Here is a 22,135-nt window from a genome sequence, read left to right as displayed (position 1 = left end):
CGGAAAAAAAGGCCGCGTCGGTTATCCGCCGCGGCCTTTTTCTTGGTCCCGATTTCGGATCAGGCCGTGGCGCGGCCGAGGAATTCCCTGATTTCATAGCCCGGCATGAAATTGCCGACCCGCTTGATTTCCCATTCCAGCTTGACGCCGGAATGCTCCATCACCCGCTGGCGCACGGTCTCGCCGAGATATTCGAGCTCGTAGCCGGTCGCCTGTCCGGTATTGATCATGAAATTGCAGTGAAGCGGCGACATCTGGGCATTGCCGATCATCATCCCGCGGCAGCCGGCCTCGTCGATCAGCTTCCAGGCCGAGTGGCCGTCCGGGTTCTTGAACGTGGATCCGCCGGTCTTCTCGCGGATCGGCTGCACCGTTTCGCGATGCTGGCGCACGGCGTCCATGTCGGTGCGGATCTTGGTCTTGTCTTCCGCATAGCCCTCGAAGATCGCATGCGTGAAGATCAGCTCCTTGGCCGCGCCGGAATGGCGGTAGCCGTAGCCCATCTCGGCTTTGCTCAGGACATGCCTGTTGCCCTTGCGGTCGACGGCATGGACCTCGACGACGCGTTCGCTGGTTTCGCCGCTATTGGCGCCGGCGTTCATGCGGAGTGCCCCGCCGATCGAACCGGGAATGCCGTAATAGAAGTAGAAGCCGCCGATACCATGGTCGAGCGCCATGGCGGCGATGTTCTTGTCCGGGCAGATCGCGCCCGCCTTGATGCGGTTTTCACCGGCGAGTTCCAGATCGCCGAAGCCCTTCGCCGAAAGCCGGATGACGACCCCCGGAATACCGCCGTCGCGCACGAGCAGGTTGGAGCCCACGCCGACGACCATTACCGGCACCTCTTCGGGCACCAGCTTCAGGAAGGCGACGAGGTCGTCGGTGTCGTGCGGCTGGAACATGAGCTCGGCGAGACCGCCCGCCCGAAACCAGGTAACGCGGTCCATCGGCGCATCGGGCGTGAGACGTCCGCGGATTGCAGCGACGCCGTTTCCGAGCGAATCGAGAAGTTTCTGACCGTTGACCTGTTTCATGCTCGATTTCCTGAAATTTCCGCGAGCTGCTTGGGCAAGGCCGCGGCCCAATAGGTAATGCTGCCAGCTCCCAAGAGAACCACAAAATCGCCCGGCTGTGCAATCTTCGCGATAACGGGCGCCAGTGCCTCCTGTCCGGGGATGTGGCGGGCATCGCGATGGCCGGCAGCCTTGATGCGGTCGACGAGCGCTTCCGAACTGACGCCCTCTATGGCTTCCTCGCCGGCCGCATAGACCGGAGCGAGCAGGATCGTATCGGCGTCGTTGAAGCAGGATGTGAAGTCTTCGAAGAGGCTCGACAGGCGCGAGTAGCGATGCGGCTGGTGGACCGCGACGATGCGCCCCTGGCACGCCTCGCGCGCCGCCCTCAGGACCGCCCTGATCTCGACGGGATGGTGGCCGTAATCGTCGAAGATGCGCGCGCCGTTCCACTCACCCGTCAGAGTAAAGCGGCGTTTCACGCCGCCGAAGGTGGCAAGACCTCTCGCAATGTCCTCGGGCTTGATGCCGAGCCGCTGTGCGACCGCCACGGCAGCCGTGGCGTTGGAGACATTATGGCGTCCGGGCATCGGCAGCCTGAGGTCCTTGATCGCGATCACCTGGCCCGTGCGGCGGCGGCGGATCTCGATATCGAAGATGGAAGTCGCACCGTCCATGCGGATATTGTGGAAGCGCACGTCGGCCTGGGGGTTCTCGCCGTAGGTGACGACCTTCCGATCCTCGATCTTGCCGACCATGGACTGGACCTCCGGATGGTCGAGACACAGCACGCCAAAACCGTAAAAGGGCACGTTCTCGACGAACTGCCGGAATGCCGCGCGCACGGCGTCGAAATTGCCGTAGTGGTCGAGATGTTCGGGATCGATATTGGTGACGACCGCGATGTCGGCCGGCAGCTTCAGGAACGTGCCGTCGGATTCGTCTGCTTCGACTACCATCCATTCGCCGGCGCCCATGCGCGCATTGGTGCCGTAGGCGTTGATGATGCCGCCGTTGATCACGGTCGGATCGAGGCCGCCCGCATCGAGCAGGGCGGCAACCATCGAGGTCGTCGTCGTCTTGCCATGGGTCCCGCCGATCGCGATTGCATTGCGGAAGCGCATCAGCTCGGCAAGCATCTCGGCCCGCCGCACGACCGGCAGGAATTTCTCGCGCGCAGCGATGAGCTCGGGGTTGTCCTTCTTGATCGCCGTCGAGACGACGACCACCTCGGCATCGCCGAGATTTTCCGCTTTGTGCCCGATGGAGACGCTGATGCCCTTTTCCCGCAGACGCTGCACATTGGCGCTGTCGGCCTGGTCGGAACCCTGGACGCGATGGCCGAGATTGTGCAGGACCTCGGCAATACCGCTCATGCCGATGCCGCCGATACCAATGAAATGTACGAGCCCGATCGTCTTCGGCATCTTCATGAGCGTGTTTCCTTGAACTTCGCGACTGTCGAGCCGCTGGCAATAGCCTCTACCAGCAAGGCAAGCAAGCGCGCGGCATCCGGCTTGCCGGTCTGGCGGGCGCCGGCCGCCATCTGCGCCAGCGCATCCGGGTTGCTCATCGCATCCGCAAGGATGCCGGCGAGCCGCTCGGCGCTGAGCTCCACCTGCGCGATCACGCGCGCCCCCCCTTTCGCGGCGAGTGCCGCGGCATTGGCTGCCTGATCGTGGTCGAGAGCGTAGGGATACGGCACCAGGATCGCCGGGCGTCCGATGACCGAGATTTCCGAAACGGTGGACGCGCCCGAGCGGCAGATAACGAGCTGCGCCGAAGCGATCCGACCGGCCATGTCGGTGAAGAAGGGAGATACCTCAGCGGGAACGCCGAGCTTCTCGTAGACCGCAATGACGCCTTCCCGATCCTCGGGCCGGGCCTGCTGCGTCACCTTCAGCCGCTGGCGCAGCGCGTCGTCGAGCCGGCAGACCGCCTGCGGCACCGTTTTCGAGAAAAACTGCGCGCCCTGGCTGCCGCCGAAGACCACCAGATGAAAGGGCGCATCATCGGCAGCCGGCGCATAAGGAAGCCCGGCAGCCTTCAGTACCGCCGGACGCACAGGGTTTCCGGTCGCCACGGTCTTCGCCGCGAAGGCTCCGGCGCCTTCCGGGAGAAAGCCGCCGGCCACGGCCTTGACCCGCGATGCGAGCATTTTGTTGGCGCGGCCCATTACCGCGTTCTGTTCGTGGATGATCGACGGAATGCCCATGCCCGTGGCCGCAAGCAGCGGCGGCACCGTCGGGTAGCCGCCGAAGCCGACGACGGCCCTGGGCCTAAGCCTGGCAATCAGTCGCCGGGCCGCCCTCAGCCCCGTCCAGAGCTTCCACACCGACCGGGCGAGTTTCATCGGGTTCTTCGAACCGATCGTCGCCGACGGCACGACATGAATCTCGTCGGCCGGGAACTTCCCCGTGAAGCGTTCGGCACGGCTGTCCGTCACCAGATGCACGGAATAGCCCGTCGCTTTCAGCTCATGCGCCAGCGCCTCGGCTGGAAAGAGGTGCCCGCCGGTCCCGCCGGCGGCAAGAAGAATGATGCCTTTATCCATGTCTCACTCCGCCGGCACTCCGACGCCCGATCGAAAGAGGCTGCGCTCGACGGCACGTTTCTCCGGCCGATGACGCGTCAGTGCCAGAATGAACCCCGCCGTCACGCAGATCGCCACCATCGACGACCCGCCATAGGAAATCAGCGGAAGCGTCATGCCCTTGGCCGGAAGCAGCTCGAGATTCACGCCGATATTGATCATCGACTGGATGCCGATTTGCAGAACCAGCCCGGCAACCGCGAACCGATTGAAGTCGTTGCGCTCGCGGAAGGCATGATTGAGGCCGCGCATGACCACGAAGGCGAAGATCATGACGATGACCATGCAGAAGACGATGCCGAACTCCTCCGCAGCGACGGAGAAGATGAAGTCCGTATGGCTGTCCGGAATGATGCGCTTCACCACGCCCTCACCGGGGCCGCGGCCGAACCAGTCACCGCGAATGATCGCCTCGCGGGCCGTATCCACCTGGAACGTATCGCCTTCGCCGGTCAGGAACCGGTCGATGCGGCCGGCGACGTGGGGCAGGATGGAATAGGCGGCGAAAAATCCGCCTATCGCCACCGACGCGAGCACGATGATCCAGAGCCATGGCATGCCGGCCATGAAGAACATGCCGCCCCAGACCGCCGCAGTGAGGATGGTCTGGCCGAGGTCGGGCTGGGCAACGAGGAGCGCCCCGACGATACCGAAGAGGAGGATCGAAAGCAGATTGCCGGGAATTTCCGGCTGCCGTGCATGTTCGGCGAAAAGCCAGGCGCAGACCACGACAAAGGCGGGCTTCATGAATTCCGAGGGCTGTACCGAAATGCCGGCGAGCGACAGCCACCGCCGGGAGCCCTTGACCTCCTGGCCGAAGAACAGAGCCAGCACCATCATCGCCGTGGAAATCACGAGCAGGATGATCGCCGTGCGCCGAACCTGTCGGGGCGAGAGAAAGGAGATGCCGACCATCACCACCAGCGACGGCAGGAGGAAGAGCGCATGGCGCTTGACGAAGTGGAAGCTGTCGAGGCCGAGCCGTTCGGCGACCGGGGGGCTTGCGGCGAAGGAGAGCATGAAGCCCACGCCCATCAGCAGGATGAAGGCGGCGAGAAAAAATCTGTCGATCGTCCAGAACCAGTCGGCCACGGGGCCACGTTCGGCTCGGCTTACCATCAGTCTGTCCCCTTTCCGGGCGCGTACCGCGCCAACATCCACTACCGGCCGAAGCCGTCAAATCAGCATGCTCACGCCCTCGAGCGCCGCCACATGGCCGACGAAGGCATCTCCGCGCACCTCGAAATTCTTGTACTGGTCGAAGCTTGCGCAAGCCGGGGAAAGCATCACGGCCGCAGGGCCTTGCGTGTCCCGCGCCGCATCCGCTGCCGCGTGCGCAACCGCCTTTTCCAACGTCCCCGAGATTTCGTAGGGCACTGCTTCGCCGAGTGTCGCCGCGAAGGAGGGTGCCGCTTCTCCGATCAGATAGGCCTTTACGATCTTCGGGAAGAATGGCGCCAGTGACGTGATGCCGCCCTCCTTCGGCAGACCGCCGGCGATCCAGTAGATTCGGTCGTAACTCGAAAGCGCCGGGGCTGCAGCCTCTGCATTGGTCGCCTTGCTGTCGTTGACGAAGACGATCTCGCCCTTTTTCGCAACCGGCTGCATCCGGTGTTTGAGGCCCGGAAAGCTCCTGAGGCCGTTCACGATATCCTTCCCGGAGATGCCGACCGCCAGGCAGGCGGCGATCGCAGCCGCGGCATTCTGGGCATTGTGCCCTCCGCGCAGCGTCTGGATGCCGGCAAGATCGGTAAAGAGCGACGATGCCCCGTCCTGCGCCCGCATCAGCGCCGAGCCTTCGGCATATACGCCCTCGGCAAGCGGATGGCGGCGCGATATGCGCACGACCTTTGTTCCTGCCCGCTCCACCCGATCCGCGATCAGGCTCGAGAGGCTGTCGTCGACGCCGACGACCGCCGTTCCGCTCCCCGCCACCAGACGCTCCTTGATATCCGCATAGTGCTGCATCGTGCCGTGGCGATCCAGGTGATCCGGCGTCAGGTTGAGCAGTATCCCGGCGGTCGGGTCGAGCGTGGGCGCAAGGTCGATCTGGTAGGATGAGCATTCGACGACATAGAAGCGCCCTGCTTTCGGCGGGTCCAGCGTGAGCACCGCGGTGCCGATATTGCCGCCGAGCTGCGTGTCCCGCCCGCTCGTCCTGAGGATATGGGCGATCAGGGCCGTCGTCGTGGATTTGCCATTGGTGCCGGTGATGGCGATGAAGGGGCAATCGGGCGCGTGTTTGCGTCGCTCACGCACGAAGAGCTCCACGTCGCCGATGATCTCGACGCCCGCCTGATGCGCGAGATCGACGCTCCAGTGCGGCTTCGGATGCGTCAGCGGCACGCCGGGCGAAAGCACCAGGGCGGCAAAGTCATGCCAGTCGACGCCGCGCAAGTCAGCCGTGGTTATCCCGGCCGCCGCAGCCTTGGCGACGCTGTCAGGATTGTCGTCCCACGCCACGACATCGGCTCCGCCCGAAACGAGTGCCTGAGCCGTCGCGAGCCCCGAGCCGCCAAGCCCGAAGAGTGCGATCTTCCTGCCCTTGAATGTGGTGACCGGGATCATCGCGGCTCACCGCAGCTTCAGCGTCGAGAGGCCGACCATTGCGAGGATCACTGCGATGATCCAGAAACGGATCACCACCTGGCTTTCCGTCCAGCCTTTCTTCTCGAAGTGATGGTGGATCGGCGCCATCAGGAATACGCGATGCCCGGTGCGCTTGAACCAGAAGACCTGGATGATGACCGACAGCGTCTCGATGACGAAGAGCCCGCCGATGATGACCATGACGATCTCGTGCTTGGTCGCGACGGCCACGGTGCCGATCAGGCCGCCGAGCGCAAGCGAACCCGTATCGCCCATGAAAATCGCAGCAGGCGGTGCGTTGAACCAGAGGAAGCCGAGGCCCGCGCCGATCACGGCGCCGAGGATCACCGCGAGTTCGCCGGTGCCGGGCACGAAATGGATCTGCAGGTAATTGGCGAAGACGGCGTTACCCGCAAGATAGGCGATCAGCCCGAATGCGGCCGACGCGATCATGACGGGAACGATCGCGAGCCCGTCGAGACCGTCGGTCAGGTTTACGGAATTTCCCGCGCCGACGATGACGAACCCGCCGAACAGCACGAAGAAATATCCGAGATTGAGCATCAGGTCCTTGAAGAAGGGAAAGGTCACCGACGAGCCGAAGGTGGAACCCGCCGCCCCCGCGGAAAGCGCCGCCTGCATCATGAAGAAGACGGCAACGGCGGCGATCACGAACTCGATGCCGAGCCGTGCCTTGCCGGAGAAGCCCTTTTCCGACTGCTTCGTCACCTTCAGATAGTCGTCGTAGAAGCCTATCGCGCCGAACCCGAGCGTCACCAGAAGCGTCGATACGACGTAGATGCTGGATAGATCGGCCCAGAGCAGCGACGACACCACGATGCCGGTCAGGATCATCAACCCGCCCATGGTCGGGGTCCCTGCCTTCTTGAAGTGCGTCTGGGGGCCGTCCGCCCGGATCGGCTGGCCCTTGCCCTGGCGGATGCGCAACGATGCGATCATGGCGGGGCCGAACAGGAACACGATCAAGGCAGAGGTGAAGAGAGCCGCCCCCGTACGGAAGGTGATGTAGCGAAAGAGATTGAAGAATTGAAAGTGGTCCGCCAGTTCCACAAGCCAGATCAGCATAAGGGACCTTTCCCCCAGAAGTTTATAATCGGACATCGTCCAACAGAATCATCTGCCAGAAGATACCCGCTTGCGTTCGACTATGTTAGGCCATTTCCCCTGGCCGAAGGCCGTATCCACCAGCACTGCGGCGCCGCGCACCCTTTCGGGCGTACAAGAGCCGCCGCAGCGCTTTCAGTAGCCGCATGTTCTTCCGCAGACCGGTTCCGGGTTCGAGGAAACATGCAGCGATGGCAACGTCCCTATACTTCCCCTGCTCCGGCCGTCTCCTGCGGATAGGCATCGAGAAGCGCCTGGACGATCTTTGCGCAACCGGTGCCCTTCGAAGACTTGACCATCACGACGTCCCCGGCCGCGACAGCTCCGAGCGCGTAGCCCGTGAGATCATCCACACGGTCCCGATGGACGACGGATACCTCCGGCGGCAGGGCGTCGCGCAGATGGGCCATCTCTGGTCCGGCCAGCCAGACATCGGCAATACCCGCCTCGACAATGGGTCTCGCAAGCGCCGCATGAACCGCCGCCGAATGCTCGCCCATTTCCAGCATGTCGCCGAGAACGGCAATGCGTCGCCCGCCGGGTGACGGCTCTGCATCGCGCAGAAGCGAGATCGCCGCCCGCATCGAGGCGGGATTGGCGTTGTAGCTTTCGTCGATCACGGTGAGGTGCCCGGTGCCGATCCTGAGGTGATGCCGCAGCCCCCGGCCCTTTTCCGGCTGCATCGTCGCAAACGACGCGACGACGCGATCGGTATCCGCGCCTGCCAGCGTCGCCGCGGCGATCGCCGCCAAGGCGTTCTCGGCAATATGGCGCCCGGGTGCCCCGATCGCTATCTCAAGCGTTCTGCCTCCGACGGCGGCCCAGAGCACCGAGCTTTCCGCTCCCCCGGCAAACTCGGCCAGACGGAACTCCGATCTCGGATTTGCGCCGAAGGAATGGACATGGCTGACCCCCGCCGCCGCAGCCGCCCTTTCGAGGAGCTCGTATTGCGCGCTGTCGCGATTGATGACCGCATGGCCGCCATTGACCACGCCTTCGAAGATCTCGGCCTTGGCGGCCGCAATCTCGTCCAGGCTCGTGAAATTGCCCAGATGGGCGGCGGCAATGCTGGTCACGACCGCGACATGCGGGCGGACCATCCGTGTCAGCGGCAGAATTTCGCCCGCATGGTTCATTCCGATCTCGAAGACCCCGAAATCGGTCGTCTCCGGCATGCGCGCAAGCGTCAGCGGCACGCCCCAGTGATTGTTGAAGGACGCCACGGAGGCGTGGACCCGGCCGAGGGGCGACAGCACGTGCCTCAGCATCTCCTTCGTGGTGGTCTTGCCCACCGATCCCGTGACGGCGATGATTTTCGCCGCGCTGCGGTCGCGTGCCGCGCAACCGAGCCGGATCATCGCCTCCAGCACGTCGTCGACGACGATCATCGGGGCGGTCAGGCGCCCCAGCGCCGGGAGTTTCGCTTCGCTGACGACCAGGAGCGCGGCTCCGTTTGCAAGCGCGATCCCGGCATAGTCGTGGCCGTCGACGCGATCGCCTCTGATCGCGAAAAAGGCCTCGCCATCGCCGATCGTGCGGCTGTCGATCGAAATGCCGGTGATCCCTTCGGGCAGGTTCCCGACCGGGCGGCCGTTCATGGCGGCCAGAAGATCGCTGCTTGTCCAGAGCCAGTTCAAATCAAAGACCTCCCAGTGCCTTGCGGACCTCCGCGTGGTCGGAAAAAGGCAGCGTCACCGAACCGACCGTCTGCCCCTCTTCATGCCCTTTTCCGGCAACGATCAGCGTATCGCCGGTCTTCAGCATTCCGACGGCCGCACGGATCGCCTCGGCGCGATCGCCGATTTCCGTAGCCCCCTTGGCCGCGGCCATGATCTCGGCACGGATCACTTCCGGTACTTCCGAGCGCGGATTGTCGTCGGTGACGATCACGACATCGGCGAGGCGGCTGGCAATCTCTCCCATGATCGGGCGCTTGCCCTTGTCCCGGTCGCCGCCGCATCCGAAAACCACCACGACCCGGCCGGTGGTAAAGGGACGCACGGACTCCAGTACGTTTGCGAGTGCGTCCGGCTTGTGGGCGTAGTCCACATAGGCGAGTGCGCCGTCCTTCGTCTGTCCGACGAGCTCCAGCCGCCCCGAAGCGCCCTGCAGCCTCTCCAGCGCCGAGAATGCCGCCTTTGCGGTGATCCCGGTGGACATTGCGAGCCCCGCGGCAACGAGCGCGTTGGCGATCTGGAAATCACCGGCGAGCGGCACGTGAATTTCGTAGATGTCGTCGCCGACATGCACCTCCGCCGACTGCTTGTGGCGGAAATGCTCGACGCGCTTCAGCGCGATGAAATCGCCGTTGCGCCCGACGGTGCGCACATCGTGGCCGGCCTTGCGAGCGGCAGCGATCGCCTCGGCGGACCATTGGTCGTCCGCGAAGATCACCGCCGGCGAACCTTTCGGCAGGAGCGCCCCGAAGAGGCGCATCTTGGAGGCCATGTAGTGTTCGACCGTCGGATGGTAATCCATGTGATCGCGGCCGAGATTGGTAAAGGCGGCGGCCGCGAGGTTGACCCCGTCCAGCCGGCACTGGTCCAGGCCGTGGCTCGAAGCCTCCATTGCCGCATGGGTCACGCCCTCATCGGCAAGTTCGGCAAGCAGCTTATGCAGGGATACCGGGTCGGGGGTCGTCAGCGAGCCGTATTCGGTGCGGCCGGGCGCCACCACTCCCGTGGTGCCGATCATCGCCGCCGAGAAGCCGCTATGCGCCCAGATCTGCCGGGTGAAGGAGGCAACGGACGTCTTTCCCGCCGTGCCCGTGACCGCCACCATCGTCTCCGGCTGGCGCTCGTAGAAGCTGGATGCCGCCTTTGCCAGGAACCTTCGCGGTTCGGAGATCGCAAAGACGGGCGCACCCGCTTCCGCCTGGGCGCCTTTTCCGGCGACGACCGCCGAGGCTCCGCGAGACAGCGCATCCGCTATGTAAGCAGCCCCGTCAGCCTTCGATCCGGCAACGGCGACGAAGAGATCGCCGGGCTTGACCTGCCGGCTATCGGCCGTGATGCCGCTGATCTCGATGGTTGCGGCGTCGCCCTTCAGCTGCGCCGAAAGTTCCGGGAAATTCGATCCCGCCAGATCCGTGATCTTCATGAACTGCACGTCTCACATCGATATGAACCAACAGCGCCGTGCGTCTTTTCAGACGCGCAAAGGTCGCCGTAACACTTTGAATGCAGCATGGTATGGTCCTTGAATCGACTCCGGTTCACGGAGCCATGCAGCGGAATCGCGAATCCTCCGCCTTTCATTTCACGGTCAATAAGACACAAGCAAGGCAGAACCGTCTTGTCCGAATTTCGGCTCCACGCCGAGCAGCGGAGCGGAGCGGCTGATGATGTCGCGCACCATCGGGGCGGCATTCGAACCGGCCGTGCGGCCCCCGCCTTCGCCGGTCTTGGGCGCGTCGATGAAGGTCAGCACCATGTATTTGGGATCGTCGATCGGAAACGCCGCAAGGAAGGCATTGAAGTTCAGGTCGCTGGCATAGCGGCCGTTGACGACCTTGTCGGCCGTGCCGGTCTTGCCGCCGACATTGAAACCCGGAACGAGCGCCCGCTTGCCCGAACCCGCGATGCCGTTCCAGCGAAGCAGATAGCGCATGTCTTCACTGGTGCTCTTCTTGACCACTGCGCTCGCAAGTTCGCTCGCTTTTTCCTCGCTGCGCGGCAGGAAGGTCGGCGGGATGAGTTTGCCGCCATTGACCAGCGCGGCACCTGCGACCGCCGTCTGCAGCGGCGTCGTCGAAACGCCGTGGCCGAAGGAGATCGTGATCGAGTTGATCTTCTTCCACTCGCGCGGCTGGCTTGGCGCCTTTACTTCCGGCAGTTCGGTCGGAAGCCTCGTCAGCAGGCCTATCCGCGTGAGGAACTCCTTGTGGCCCGGAATGCCGATCAGGTCGGCGATCTTGGCGGTGCCGATATTCGAGGAATACTGGAAGATTTCCGGCACCGTCAGTACGCGGCGCTTGCCGTGGAAGTCCTTGATCGTGAATCCGCCGATGCGGATCGGCGCGGTCGCATCGAAACTGTCGTTGAGCGTCACCTTGCCGGAATCGAGACCCATGGCGATGGTGAAGGTCTTGAAGGTGGAGCCCATCTCGAACGTGCCGTTCGACATGCGGTTCATCCAGCCCTCTTCGGCGCCTTCCGCGGGCCTGTTCGGGTCGTAATCCGGCACGGAGGCCATGGCCAGCACTTCGCCGGTATGGACGTCGAGGACGACGGCACCGGCGGCAATCGCCTGGTAGTTCTTCATGCCCGCGTCGATGACGTCGCGCACGATGTTCTGCACGCGCACGTCGATCGAGAGCCTGACCGGTTCGAGCTTGGCATCGCTGGTCATTCCGATCGCCGCAAGATCGGCGAGACCCTGCTCGTCTATGTAACGCTCCATACCGGCGACGCCGCGGTTGTCGATGTTGACGTGACCGAGGATGTGGGCGGCAGTCGGCCCTCCCGGATAGAAGCGCCGTTTCTCCGGGCGGAAGCCGATGCCGGGAATGCCGAGCGCGAGGATTTCGCTCTGCTGCTTCGGCGTCAGTTGCCGGCGCAACCATTGAAAGCGCGAATTCGACTTGAGCTTGTTGTAGATTTCGCGCGCGTTGAGATCGGGAAGCACCGTCGCCAATCGCTCCACCGCCTCGTCGGCATCGACGATCTTGTGCGGCTCCGCATAGAGCGAGACGGTACGGATATCGGTTGCGAGAACCTCGCCGTTGCGGTCGAGAATGTCCGGCCGCGAGGCCATGAGACTATCGGCGCGGCCGATCGAGGAGACCGTTTCCGGTTGCGCGAGACCATATTGGACGAGGCGTCCTCCGATCGCCGCGTAAACGAGGCCGAAACTGGCGATGATGATCGCGACCCGGCTTTTCGCCCGGCTTGCGCTCTTCTTGCGCGTTCCTTCGAAAGTGACGTTGAGCCCGCTGTCGGCGGGGCGGTTATTGCCGCCCGCCGAAAAATGCGCCTTGCTCTTCAGCACCATGATACGAGAGAGAAACGACATCAGCGCGCCACCGAACCTGTTGCAATATTATCGGCCTCGATGACGGCGGCGATATTGTCGGCCGCCTGGTCCTTGGCCTTCTTATCCTCTTCGGAAGGAGGCAGATCAGCCCTCAGCATCGGCAGCTCCTCCGGCCGCGCCAGCTGCGTCGAGGGGGTCGGCGCGAGTTGCAGATCGGCTGCAAAGACGGTCACCAGCCTCTCCAACCGGTTCGGCTGGGTCAGAAGCGCCCAGTCGGCCTTGAGCAGATCGATCGTGTCCTCTTCGAGCTTTATCGCTGCGTCGAGCCTGCGCACCTCTTCGAGCTTGTTCTCGGCCTTATGCTTGATCGTGTAGGTGACCGTCGCGGCCGCCGTCATGATGACGATCAGGACAATATCGAGCGTTCTGAGCATCGTCTTCTAGCCCCCCAGCCTTGCAAGGCTCGCCAGTTCCGGCAGATTGAAAATCGAAAGATCGGCGCCCGGCGACGGAGCCTCGGTGCGGACACCCGCTCTCAGCTTCGCGGACCGGGCACGAGGATTGCGGGACGCCTCCTCCTCGCTTGCCGCGACCATAGGCTTGCCGACTGGCGTGAAGGTTGCGGCGCGCGCCGTCACCAGCGGCAGATGGCGGGAGCCGCCCGCCTTGCCGGACCGATCCTGGAAGAACGTCTTTACGATTCGATCCTCGAGCGAATGAAAGGTAACGACGACGAGCCGGCCGCCAGGTTTCAGAGCCCGTTCGGCCGCAAACAGGGCATGGGCGAGCTCGCCCAGCTCGTCATTGACGAAGATGCGCAGCGCCTGGAAAACGCGCGTTGCGGGGTGAATCTTGTCCTTGGCCTTGCGCGGCGTAACCGTCTCGATGAGATTTGCGAGATCGCGGGTGGTCTCGAACGGCGTCTCGGCGCGGCGTTTTTCGATGGCACGCGCAATCCGCCCCGCCTGTTTTTCCTCTCCGAGGAAGCCGAAGATGCGGATGAGGTCCGACACCTTCGCGCGATTGACGACATCGGCGGCGGAGACGCCGGCGGCCGACATGCGCATGTCCAGCGGCCCCTTCTTCTGAAAGGAGAAGCCACGCTCCGCCTCGTCGATCTGCATGGAAGAGACGCCGATATCGAGCACGACGCCGTCGAGCCCCTGTGCCGGCGCATGCTCGGCCAGATCGGAAAAACGGGAATGAACGAGTTTCAGCCGTCCGCCGCTCGCGTGCATCATGGCCTGCCCCGCGGCGATCGCCGTCGGATCGCGGTCGAGCGCGATGACGTCGGCACCGGCATCGAGAATGGCGGATGCGTAGCCGCCGGCGCCGAAAGTGCCATCGAGAACGATCTTGCCGGGAGCGGGATCCAGAGCCGCGAGAACTTCCTTCAGGAGGACGGGAATGTGACGAACCGGTCCGCCGTCGGCATCAGAAGTTCCGCCGCCTTGATCCGTCACCATTCCGCCTCTCCATTCTATTGTGAACGCAGCCCCCGTTGCTTGCGCCCTTCTCTGGCCTCCGCCTGCGCCCTCGCAAACGCCTGCGGATCCCAGAGCTGAAAATGATCGCCCCGCCCGACGAAGGTCACGTCGTTCGAGATGCCGGTGAAGTCGCGGATGAAATCCGTCACCATCAGCCGGCCCTCCGGGTCGAGCTTCACATAGACCCCGCCCCCATGAACAAGGAGCGACATCTCGTTGGCCGCATCCGAAAACGGATCCTCGGCGGCCATCTGCTTCTCGAACCGGTCCAGAAGCTCCGGCCCGCCGACGCTGATCGCCGGAAAGACGAAGTCCTGAAAACAGTATAACTCCCGCACGCCTGCCTCCAAAAGCACGGCGCGGAAGGCCGACGGGACGGAGACCCGCCCCTTGGCATCGATCCGGTTCGTAACATGTGACAAGAAGCGGTTCATGACGCGAAACGGCCGCCTCCGATTGACGGGCCACGATCATCGGCCCGCACATACACTCGCACCACCGCGCATGGATCCCCCGCCGGGCACGTGCGTGCCCGCCTGATCTTCCCATCGACGGAAGCCTCGAATTTCGCGATGGAGGGCCGCTGCATGGCCCTTGCGCAGTACCATTATGGGATAACATGGGACCATATGGGCGTCAATGGGAGAAGCTCGTAACCAGCCTTGCGGATGATCAAATATTGATAGGTTGTTAAGTTTAACAAAGGGTTACGATCCAAACCCTAATGCCTTGGAATCGCGCGCAAAAGCGAGCCCCGCCGGTGAGGTGCGGCGAGCCTCGCAGGCGTGATTCGCCTGAGTCAGGGAATTGAGGAGACGTGCTTTGCCGCAGTGGCGAAAGCTGCAAAGAAAAAAGCCAGTTGGCCTGTAAGCCGGGTTCTGTATGGCTCCGCCTCCGGAGAGACGAAACGTGGCAGCCATTCATCTGGGGCTGCGCTTGCGCGCAGCCTCGTGCAACCCACCCGGACGACGCGCCTGGAAACCGGCTGGGCGCTTGCGCGCCCATGTCGTCCCTATTCGGTCTTGCTCCCGGTGGGGTTTGCCGTGCCGTCCATGTCGCCATGTCCGCGGTGGGCTCTTACCCCACCCTTTCACCCTTACTCCGCAAGCGGAGCGGTCTGCTTTCTGTGGCACTTTCCCTGGGGTCGCCCCCGCCGGACGTTATCCGGCACCGTGTTTCCGTGGAGCCCGGACTTTCCTCGCCCCGCGGCCTTTCGGCACTTGCGAGGCGCGGCTGCCCGGCCAACTGGCAGAGGCTCATTAAACGACCGGGACGGCAAGCGCCAGAGAAATCGGCACTGCCGCGCGGTCCGGCGGTTACTTAGCGATACGCGACCGCGAAGTCCGTTTCGTACCCGTCCGCCTCGAGCCGGCCTTCCGTCATTAGCAACGCGCCAAGCCTGCCGATCTCGTCGGAGCTCTTGGCAGCCTGGCCATTGCCGCCTGTGAGCACGGCGATGCGGTCGCTCACGAAACCGATATAAGGATAGCCGTGTCGCGTGAACGCCGTGACGCAGGGCGAATAATGCGTCGAAACGGGTCTCAAGGCGGGGATCGTCTCGGCGAGCAGTCCGCGCATGTGTTCGGCCGCTTCCGCGTTTGCACCGCTTCGGAACCAGTCCCTGATCGCCCGCTCGCTCGCAAGGATCCGATCGGTCGGATCGCCGCCGATCTTTACGTAGTGTTTGCCATCGGCATAGGCAACCGGCGGCAACAGGTAATAGCTTCTCTCCTGCTCCGGCGCGACGCCGATCAGCGACGGCATGCCTTCATAGAAGGAAAGATCATCCGCGCCCACCTCCGCAAAAAGCACGGTGCGCGCCTTTACCGCAAGGTCGAGCGGCCGCGGAAGAAGCGCCTGCGAAAGCGAGAAGCCGCCCGCAGCGACCAGGACGCGGCCGGCCCGTACCAGGTGGCCGTCGGTCGTGCCGACCACCACGTGATCCGGGCCGTCTTCGACCGAGATCACCTCCGAGCGGATCACCCGTGCACCCGATTTCTCGGCCGCGATCGTTTGCGCCCGGACGAGCGAGCGAGGATTTATGTAGCCTGCGCCGCTTGCCTCGTGAACGCCGGCATAGCCTTGCGGGAAGCGGAACCAGGGAAACCGCCCGGCAAGGTCGTCGCCAAGGATCAGCGGTGCCTCGAGGCCGAGCCTGTCGCGGGCACGCTCGACATTCTCGAGATAATCGAACGCGCCGCCGGGAGCTGGGGCCGCGATCAGACAGCCGACGGGAAAATAGAATTCGACGCCGCTTTCCTGTGCGATTTCCGGATACCGATCGATCGAGCGCCGGGCCAGACGCGCCCAGACCGGGTCGTCGTCGATCGTACGGGTGATGCGGGCATTGTCGTAATGACTGGCGAAAACGCCGCCGTGGTTCGCCCAGTCCTCCGGCTCATCGGGGCCGATAAGCGCGACACCGGCGCCCGCCCTCGCAAGGTGACGCGCCGCTGCGGCGCCCATCATCCCCTTGCCAATGATAACGAAATCAACGCTCTCCGACATGCCTTTCCCCGATGTTCGCTTCGCGACCGAGATAGCACGCCGTTCAGGCTTTCGCACCGAATTCCTTCGGACAATCAACAATATGCCGGAACGCAATACCCACCCGGCGTATGTCTTACAGCGTCACATGCGATAGATCACAACCAGTCCAGGATGTTCTTGACTTTACCGCAATAGCGCTTCGAAACGGGGTTCATTCGCTTCGCGGCGTGGCCGGCATTGTATTTGAGGATGGTGCCGCAGGTCGTCCCGTCCGAAAGCTCCTGCGCCTTCGCCAGGTACTTCATCCCGAATTTGATATTGGTCTCAGGCTCGTAGAGGTCTTTGATCGAGCCGGTATAGCCCATCATCCGGGCCGTGGCCGGCTTGATCTGCATCAGGCCGACTTCGCCGGCGCTTCCGCGAGCCTTGGCATTGAAGTTGCTCTCGACCTCGACGATCGCGTGAGCGAGGTCGGCGGGAATGCCGTATTGCTTGGCATAGGACTGGATGAGGATCGTATATTGGGATCCGCGCGGCAAAGTCAGGTCGGGTTTCGGATAACCCGTCGTTCTGCTTACCGACGGAATTGCAGAAGTCTTGACGGTTTTGTCGATGCCCCCTGCATACGACGTACCAATCCCGGCGAAGAACATGCCAAGGCATGCCGCCACCGCAGCAACAGACGCTATTCTCATTTAGTTTGAAGTCTCCGGTCTGGGGAACCGATCGCGCGGCGCACCCCACCGCGACGATCGAATTTCCCGATCGTTTTCATTGACAAGAGTGCCGCGCCCGGCGCCACATCCCCTGCAGTTGATGCAACGGAAATGACCGGCGCATCATGGTAAACATGTGGCAGCACGAGAAAATCGTGCACGAAAATCAATCAGACGCTAATTTAGGGCGGACAAAAATCGCTTTTCAGGCGGCCAGAATCGGCAATGTCGAAAGCAGGCGGTGCAACGTATCGATGGTGGAAACGTCGGCGATGCCGTCCACTCGCGATTGTCGGAAATGGCGCTGGAACGCAGCGACCACCCCTTCGGTCTTCGCGCAGAAATCCCCTGTGATTTCAACTCCGTAACCATAAAGCAAAAGCATGGACTGGAGTGCTTCCACGGGCTGGCCCCGGTCGCCGCGCTGGAAGAAGCGACCGCCCCTCACGGAGGCCGGTTCAACCCAGTGTCCGACCCCGCGACGAAACAGCACATCCCAAGGAAAATTTTCTCCAGGATCAACCTTGCGAATCGGCGCGATATCGCTATGCGCAAGCACCCTCTCCGGGGTGATTTGCCAGCGTTCGCCACAGTCCAGACACAATTCGGCGACCGCCTCGATCTGCGCTTCAGGGAAGTCCGGGAGGCCGCCCGGGTGACCGGCATTGGCAATCTCGATCCCGATGGAGCACGAATTGATATCCGTTTCGCCCTTCCAGACGCCCTTGCCCGCGTGCCAGGCCCTGCGTTCTTCCGGCACCAGCTGGGCGATTCGCCCCTCCTCGTCTACGAAATAATGACAGGAGACCTGGCTTTCCTCGCGACAGAGCCAGTCGAGCGCGGACGCCGCCGTCTCCATGCCGGTGTAATGAAGGATGATCATATCCGGCCTGCGCCCGCCGGCGCGCTCGCCATGGTTGGGCGAGGGCACGAGATGAGCGCCGGGGAAGTCGCAGGTCTCGGATGTCATGCGGCGCGGCGCTCTCTTTCGATCGCCTCGTAGGCCGCGTTGAGCACGGCCATGCGATCGTTGGCGATCGCGTGGAACTCTTCCGGCACGCCGCGCGCCACGAGCATGTCCGGGTGGTTCTCGGAAACGAGAACGCGATAGCGCTTGCGAATCGCGGAAAAGTCATCCTTCGGCGAAACGCCGAGAACCTGGTAGGGATCGCGGTCGTCGCCATGAACGTGGCGCGCCATGATGCACCCGAAATGCTCGTCGTCCATCCTGAATATTTCAGCCACACGCCTCAGGAACGTAAGCTCCTTCTCGTGCACCGCCCCGTCCGATTTCGCGATATGGAACAGGCCGTCGACGATGTCTTCGAGAATCGGGCAATTCCTCTCGCAAGAGGAGCAGAGCGAAGCCATTTTCTCCGCATAGGCCTCGTAGCCGGCAACGTCCTGGCGGGCGAGATTGTAAAGCCTGGCGACGTTCCTCGCCTGGTCCGCGGGAAACTTGAAGATGTCGCGAAAGGCGCTCACCTCGGCCTCGTTCACGATGCCGTCGGCCTTCGCCATTTTCGCCGAAAGCGCGATCATGGCGACCGAAAAGGCGACCTTTCGCCGGGTTTCCGGATCTCCTTCGAAGAGCGTCCGGACCGCCTCGACCACTCCCGTAAGGGCGTTACCAGTGGTCGTGACGATTTTGAGGAGGCTGTCCCAAAATGACATGAGTGCGATTGTTCCCTGTCCACCACGCGAGCATGATCTGATGCGGTGGCGATTTGCAAGCGGCAGAGCCGCGTCAACCATCATGGATGACGAATTTGTGATGGCCCCTCAATAATTCATATCGCCACAAATCTCAATCGAATTCCTGGACGGCGCCGTGCGACCTTCAGGCGCAACGCTGCAACCGCGCGGCCGGTTCCCCTTTCTCGTGATCCACAACCCTGTCATTTAATTTCCATCGGATTTGGGTTAGACCACCGCTATCTTTGATCTAAGGCAAGGATTTAGAATGCGGTTGATCTCACGAGCGATCGCTTGATGCCGAAATCCCCAGGAGGACCCCATGGCCAAGAAGAAAGTCGCAATGTTGACGGCAGGCGGGCTCGCGCCCTGCCTCTCATCCGCTGTCGGCGGCCTGATCGAACGCTACACGGACATCGCGCCGGACTATGAGCTCGTGGCCTACCGTTCCGGCTATCAGGGCCTGCTTCTCGCCGACCGGATCGAAATCACCCCGGCCATGCGCGAGAAGGCGCATGTGCTCCACCGCCACGGCGGATCGCCGATCGGCAACAGCCGCGTGAAACTCACCAACACGGCCGACTGCGTGAAGCGCGGCCTCGTCAAGGAAGGGGAGAATCCGCTGCGCGTTGCGGCCGAGAGGCTCGCCTCCGACGGCATCAGCATCCTGCACACGATCGGCGGCGACGATACCAACACCACCGCGGCCGATCTCGCAGCCTATCTCGGGGCCAACGGCTACGATCTGACGGTCGTGGGCCTGCCGAAGACGGTCGACAACGACGTGGTGCCCATCCGCCAGACACTCGGCGCCTGGACGGCGGCCGAATACGGCGCACGCTTCTTCGACCATGTCAGCAACGAACAGAGCGCTGCGCCGCGCACCCTCGTCGTCCATGAAGTCATGGGCCGCCACTGCGGCTGGCTGACCGCGGCAACCGCGCGCGCCTATATCCAGCTGGCCGGCAACAAGGAATATGTCGACGGCTTCATGATGAACGCACAGCTGAAGAACATCGACGGCCTCTACCTTCCCGAGATGGCGTTCGATCTGGAGGCGGAAGCCGAGCGCCTGCGCGAAGTCATGGATCGCGCCGGGTTCGTCACGCTGTTCGTGAGCGAAGGCGCCTGCCTCGACGCCATCGTCGCCGAACGGGAGGCCGCCGGCGAGACGGTCAAGCGGGACGCGTTCGGCCACGTGAAGATCGATACGATCAACGTCGGCAACTGGTTCTCCAAGCAGTTCGCGGCGCTCCTCGGCGCCGAGCGGTCCATGGTGCAGAAGTCCGGCTACTACGCCCGCTCCGCCCCCGCCAATGTCGACGATCTGCGCCTCATCCAGAGCATGGTCGATCTGGCGGTCGAGAGCGCGCTCAACAAGGTCTCCGGCGTGACGGGTCACGACGAGGACCAGGGCGGGCGGCTGCGCACGATCGAGTTCCCGCGCATCAAGGGCGGAAAGCATTTCGACACGTCCGCGAAATGGTTCGGCGAGGTCATGGATGTCGTCGGTCAGAAATGGCAGGTGGCCGACTGATGAAGGACGAGGAACGGTTCGCTGTTTTCTGAAACGGCGAACCGCTTCTCACCGGAGGCTTTCGGCTCGAGAGGAGTTGACGGCTGCCCGCCGGCATGGCTCCCTCCTCTTCAGCAGCCATTCAACCGCGGAGCCCCCTCATGTCCTTCGAACACTGGTTCGCCTTCGCCGCCGCATCTGCGGTGCTGCTTGCGATTCCCGGCCCCACGATCCTTCTCGTCATATCCTATGCGCTCGGCCACGGCCGCAAGATCGCGGGGGCGACCGTGGCCGGTGTGGCTCTTGGCGATTTCACCGCAATGACGGCGTCGATGCTCGGCCTCGGTGCTCTGCTTGCAACCTCGGCGGCGATTTTCACCGTGCTGAAGTGGATCGGCGCCGCCTATCTCGTCTGGCTCGGCATCAAGCTCTGGAAGGCGCCGGTCGGCAACGACAGCGGGAGCACCCTTGAAACGAGTCCTGCAGAAAGGCCGCTGCGGATATTCGTTCACACCTATGCGGTGACCGCACTCAACCCGAAGAGCATTCTCTTCTTCGTCGCCTTCCTGCCCCAGTTCCTCGATCTGTCGCGGCCGCTTTTCGCGCAGATGGCCATCTTCGAGACGACCTTCCTGATACTCGCCACGACCAACGCGGCGCTTTATGCCTGGCTTGCTGCCGCGGCCGGAAGCACCATCCGCAAGCCGAATGTCCGGCGCATCGTCAATCGCCTCGGTGGTTCGCTGCTCATCGGCGCCGGCCTGCTGACGGCGGGTCTGAAGCGCGCCACGACCTGACATGAGCAGTCTCTGAAATGCTCTCACGCGCTTGCCGCAACCGGCGGCATAGGTTAATGGAGATTCAAGCGCGGCGGGGTGGCAACCGCTGATTTGCAGGGGCTACGGGGCCCAGAAGCACGAAAGTGACAGCATGGCGAAATTCCGTATTCCCCTTTCGAAGCGGGCACTTGCCGCCGTGTCCCTCGTTTCCGTCGCTGTTGCTTCCGGATGTTCCACGGTCGAGCATACGTCGCTTGCGGAGTTAACGGCCGTGCAGACGGTCACGCCCCTGCCGAAGCCGGGAACGGAGACGACGGCTTACGCACTGCCTGCGCCGATCGGCGCAACGGCGAGCACCTCGGCCGCATTGACCGCACAGACCTCGTCGGCGGCGCCGGCAAGCGCCGCGGGAACTGATGTCGCTGGCGAAACGAAGACGGCGCCCGCGACAGACACGACCCTCGCTTTCGCGGCTCCCCAGTCGGTCGCCGTGCCGGCGGCCAAACCCGCGCAGCCCTTTGAAGTAGCGATGGCGACACCCGTCTCGGCAGGCACCTCCCCGGCAGCCGCGCCGCCGGTCCCCGAGAAAGGCGCCGGACATCAGTCCGCCCCGCTTATCGGAGTTGCCGCCTCGTGGGAGTCGGATTTCGACACCGGCGAGCCGGTCGGTCTGGAAACGCTTGTCGCCAAGCGCATGATCGTTCCGACGGAGCGCCCGAAGACGGGCGTGTTCGGCACCGCAGTCGGCGCGGTCGCAAGCGTCATCCCCGATTCGCTGAAGTCCGGAAAAACACCGACCAGCTCGCGGCCGGAGCTTGACAGGCTGATCAAATATTATGCCGAGCTGAACGGTCTGCCGCTCGAGCTGGTGCACCGGGTGGTCAGGCGCGAGAGCAACTACAACCCCCGCGCCTACAGCAAAGGCAATTTCGGGTTGATGCAGATCCGCTATAACACGGCCAAGGGTCTCGGCTATGAGGGCCCGGCCGAAGGGCTCTTCGACGCGGAAACCAACCTCAAATACGCGACCAAGTATCTGCGCGGAGCGTGGATGGTTGCCGACAACCAGCACGACGGCGCGGTAAGGCTCTATGCCAGCGGCTATTATTACCATGCCAAGCGCAAGGGCATGCTCGACGAGCTGAATATGAGGTAAGC

19 protein-coding genes and 1 other RNA gene are annotated in these 22,135 nt (G+C 63.3%); 3 read left to right on the top strand and 17 right to left on the bottom strand.

Going from position 1 to position 22,135, the window contains the following annotated elements:
- Positions 1-59: 59 nt before the first annotated feature.
- The 17 genes from murB to ACFHWW_RS10580 form a co-directional block, all read right to left on the bottom strand.
- The gene (gene murB, locus ACFHWW_RS10660; RefSeq protein ID WP_018095453.1) at positions 60-1,034 is read right to left on the bottom strand and encodes a UDP-N-acetylmuramate dehydrogenase; all 975 of its coding nucleotides are present in this window, start codon (positions 1,032-1,034) and stop codon (positions 60-62) included.
- Positions 1,031-2,446 (bottom strand): UDP-N-acetylmuramate--L-alanine ligase, encoded by a 1,416-nt coding sequence (gene murC / locus ACFHWW_RS10655; protein WP_018095454.1) that lies wholly within the window; start codon positions 2,444-2,446, stop codon positions 1,031-1,033. The genes murB and murC overlap by 4 nt, the downstream gene beginning before the upstream one ends.
- Positions 2,443-3,567, bottom strand: a complete 1,125-nt coding sequence (gene murG / locus ACFHWW_RS10650) for an undecaprenyldiphospho-muramoylpentapeptide beta-N-acetylglucosaminyltransferase (protein WP_379938156.1) — start codon at positions 3,565-3,567, stop codon at positions 2,443-2,445. The genes murC and murG overlap by 4 nt, the downstream gene beginning before the upstream one ends.
- Before the next feature lie 3 nt (positions 3,568-3,570).
- Positions 3,571-4,725 carry a putative lipid II flippase FtsW gene (gene ftsW / locus ACFHWW_RS10645; RefSeq protein ID WP_379938155.1) on the bottom strand — a complete coding sequence of 385 codons (1,155 nt, stop codon included), beginning with the start codon at positions 4,723-4,725 and terminating at the stop codon, positions 3,571-3,573.
- Between the two features lie 57 nt (positions 4,726-4,782).
- A complete protein-coding gene (gene murD, locus ACFHWW_RS10640) occupies positions 4,783-6,174 on the bottom strand; it encodes a UDP-N-acetylmuramoyl-L-alanine--D-glutamate ligase (protein WP_379938154.1) in 1,392 nt (463 codons plus the stop codon).
- A 6-nt stretch (positions 6,175-6,180) separates the two neighbouring features.
- A complete protein-coding gene (gene mraY / locus ACFHWW_RS10635; RefSeq protein WP_018095458.1) occupies positions 6,181-7,281 on the bottom strand; it encodes a phospho-N-acetylmuramoyl-pentapeptide-transferase in 1,101 nt (366 codons plus the stop codon).
- Between the two features lie 242 nt (positions 7,282-7,523).
- Positions 7,524-8,957 carry a UDP-N-acetylmuramoylalanyl-D-glutamyl-2,6-diaminopimelate--D-alanyl-D-alanine ligase gene (locus tag ACFHWW_RS10630; protein ID WP_100671698.1) on the bottom strand — a complete coding sequence of 478 codons (1,434 nt, stop codon included), beginning with the start codon at positions 8,955-8,957 and terminating at the stop codon, positions 7,524-7,526.
- Between the two features lies 1 nt (position 8,958).
- On the bottom strand, positions 8,959-10,419 hold the full coding sequence (locus ACFHWW_RS10625) for a UDP-N-acetylmuramoyl-L-alanyl-D-glutamate--2,6-diaminopimelate ligase (RefSeq protein ID WP_100671699.1): 1,461 nt from the start codon (positions 10,417-10,419) through the stop codon (positions 8,959-8,961).
- A gap of 165 nt (positions 10,420-10,584) precedes the next feature.
- The gene (locus tag ACFHWW_RS10620; RefSeq protein ID WP_018095461.1) at positions 10,585-12,333 is read right to left on the bottom strand and encodes a penicillin-binding protein 2; all 1,749 of its coding nucleotides are present in this window, start codon (positions 12,331-12,333) and stop codon (positions 10,585-10,587) included.
- The gene (locus ACFHWW_RS10615; RefSeq protein WP_100671700.1) at positions 12,333-12,728 is read right to left on the bottom strand and encodes a hypothetical protein; all 396 of its coding nucleotides are present in this window, start codon (positions 12,726-12,728) and stop codon (positions 12,333-12,335) included. Before ACFHWW_RS10615 ends, ACFHWW_RS10620 begins: the two co-directional genes overlap by 1 nt.
- Positions 12,729-12,734: 6 nt before the next feature.
- Complete coding sequence (gene rsmH, locus ACFHWW_RS10610; RefSeq protein WP_018095463.1) at positions 12,735-13,760, bottom strand: 16S rRNA (cytosine(1402)-N(4))-methyltransferase RsmH; 1,026 nt, start codon at positions 13,758-13,760, stop codon at positions 12,735-12,737.
- Positions 13,761-13,774: 14 nt separating this feature from the next.
- Positions 13,775-14,215 carry a division/cell wall cluster transcriptional repressor MraZ gene (gene mraZ, locus ACFHWW_RS10605; protein WP_018095464.1) on the bottom strand — a complete coding sequence of 147 codons (441 nt, stop codon included), beginning with the start codon at positions 14,213-14,215 and terminating at the stop codon, positions 13,775-13,777.
- Between the two features lie 417 nt (positions 14,216-14,632).
- Positions 14,633-15,030, bottom strand: an RNA gene (rnpB, locus tag ACFHWW_RS10600) — RNase P RNA component class A.
- Positions 15,031-15,101: 71 nt separating this feature from the next.
- Entirely contained in the window at positions 15,102-16,289 is a 1,188-nt protein-coding gene (locus tag ACFHWW_RS10595) for an NAD(P)/FAD-dependent oxidoreductase (protein WP_379938153.1), read from the bottom strand.
- Positions 16,290-16,426: 137 nt separating this feature from the next.
- On the bottom strand, positions 16,427-16,966 hold the full coding sequence (locus ACFHWW_RS10590; protein WP_100671704.1) for a lytic transglycosylase domain-containing protein: 540 nt from the start codon (positions 16,964-16,966) through the stop codon (positions 16,427-16,429).
- Positions 16,967-17,192: 226 nt separating this feature from the next.
- The gene (locus ACFHWW_RS10585) at positions 17,193-17,957 is read right to left on the bottom strand and encodes an N-acetylmuramoyl-L-alanine amidase (protein WP_275597650.1); all 765 of its coding nucleotides are present in this window, start codon (positions 17,955-17,957) and stop codon (positions 17,193-17,195) included.
- On the bottom strand, positions 17,954-18,661 hold the full coding sequence (locus ACFHWW_RS10580; protein ID WP_275597649.1) for a DnaJ family molecular chaperone: 708 nt from the start codon (positions 18,659-18,661) through the stop codon (positions 17,954-17,956). The genes ACFHWW_RS10585 and ACFHWW_RS10580 overlap by 4 nt, the downstream gene beginning before the upstream one ends.
- 343 nt (positions 18,662-19,004) lie before the next feature.
- On the opposite strand from ACFHWW_RS10580, the gene ACFHWW_RS10575 reads away from it, so the two are divergent.
- The 3 genes from ACFHWW_RS10575 (at position 19,005) to ACFHWW_RS10565 (ending at position 22,133) form a co-directional block, all read left to right on the top strand.
- Complete coding sequence (locus ACFHWW_RS10575) at positions 19,005-20,219, top strand: pyrophosphate--fructose-6-phosphate 1-phosphotransferase (protein ID WP_018095469.1); 1,215 nt, start codon at positions 19,005-19,007, stop codon at positions 20,217-20,219.
- Positions 20,220-20,359: 140 nt separating this feature from the next.
- A complete protein-coding gene (locus ACFHWW_RS10570; RefSeq protein ID WP_379938152.1) occupies positions 20,360-20,995 on the top strand; it encodes a LysE family translocator in 636 nt (211 codons plus the stop codon).
- 133 nt (positions 20,996-21,128) lie between these two features.
- The gene (locus tag ACFHWW_RS10565; RefSeq protein ID WP_100671709.1) at positions 21,129-22,133 is read left to right on the top strand and encodes a lytic transglycosylase domain-containing protein; all 1,005 of its coding nucleotides are present in this window, start codon (positions 21,129-21,131) and stop codon (positions 22,131-22,133) included.
- Positions 22,134-22,135 lie beyond the last annotated feature (2 nt).

Source organism: Sinorhizobium sp. P24N7, from assembly GCF_042436655.1.
In the GTDB taxonomy this organism is placed as follows: Bacteria; Pseudomonadota; Alphaproteobacteria; order Rhizobiales; family Rhizobiaceae; genus Sinorhizobium; species Sinorhizobium meliloti_A.
The sequence above is the reverse complement of the archived record's forward strand: the minus strand, read 5'-3'. Positions and strand labels throughout refer to the sequence as shown.

Coding starts and splice junctions, on each gene's coding strand:
- murB (WP_018095453.1), bottom strand. CDS start 1,034: ATGAAACAGGTCAACGGTCAGAAACTTCTCGATTCGCTCGGAAACGGC.
- murC (WP_018095454.1), bottom strand. CDS start 2,446: ATGAAGATGCCGAAGACGATCGGGCTCGTACATTTCATTGGTATCGGC.
- murG (WP_379938156.1), bottom strand. CDS start 3,567: ATGGATAAAGGCATCATTCTTCTTGCCGCCGGCGGGACCGGCGGGCAC.
- ftsW (WP_379938155.1), bottom strand. CDS start 4,725: ATGGTAAGCCGAGCCGAACGTGGCCCCGTGGCCGACTGGTTCTGGACG.
- murD (WP_379938154.1), bottom strand. CDS start 6,174: ATGATCCCGGTCACCACATTCAAGGGCAGGAAGATCGCACTCTTCGGG.
- mraY (WP_018095458.1), bottom strand. CDS start 7,281: ATGCTGATCTGGCTTGTGGAACTGGCGGACCACTTTCAATTCTTCAAT.
- ACFHWW_RS10625 (WP_100671699.1), bottom strand. CDS start 10,419: ATGAAGATCACGGATCTGGCGGGATCGAATTTCCCGGAACTTTCGGCG.
- ACFHWW_RS10620 (WP_018095461.1), bottom strand. CDS start 12,333: ATGTCGTTTCTCTCTCGTATCATGGTGCTGAAGAGCAAGGCGCATTTT.
- ACFHWW_RS10615 (WP_100671700.1), bottom strand. CDS start 12,728: ATGCTCAGAACGCTCGATATTGTCCTGATCGTCATCATGACGGCGGCC.
- rsmH (WP_018095463.1), bottom strand. CDS start 13,760: ATGGTGACGGATCAAGGCGGCGGAACTTCTGATGCCGACGGCGGACCG.
- mraZ (WP_018095464.1), bottom strand. CDS start 14,215: ATGAACCGCTTCTTGTCACATGTTACGAACCGGATCGATGCCAAGGGG.
- ACFHWW_RS10595 (WP_379938153.1), bottom strand. CDS start 16,289: ATGTCGGAGAGCGTTGATTTCGTTATCATTGGCAAGGGGATGATGGGC.
- ACFHWW_RS10590 (WP_100671704.1), bottom strand. CDS start 16,966: ATGAGAATAGCGTCTGTTGCTGCGGTGGCGGCATGCCTTGGCATGTTC.
- ACFHWW_RS10585 (WP_275597650.1), bottom strand. CDS start 17,957: ATGACATCCGAGACCTGCGACTTCCCCGGCGCTCATCTCGTGCCCTCG.
- ACFHWW_RS10580 (WP_275597649.1), bottom strand. CDS start 18,661: ATGTCATTTTGGGACAGCCTCCTCAAAATCGTCACGACCACTGGTAAC.
- ACFHWW_RS10575 (WP_018095469.1), top strand. CDS start 19,005: ATGGCCAAGAAGAAAGTCGCAATGTTGACGGCAGGCGGGCTCGCGCCC.
- ACFHWW_RS10570 (WP_379938152.1), top strand. CDS start 20,360: ATGTCCTTCGAACACTGGTTCGCCTTCGCCGCCGCATCTGCGGTGCTG.
- ACFHWW_RS10565 (WP_100671709.1), top strand. CDS start 21,129: ATGGCGAAATTCCGTATTCCCCTTTCGAAGCGGGCACTTGCCGCCGTG.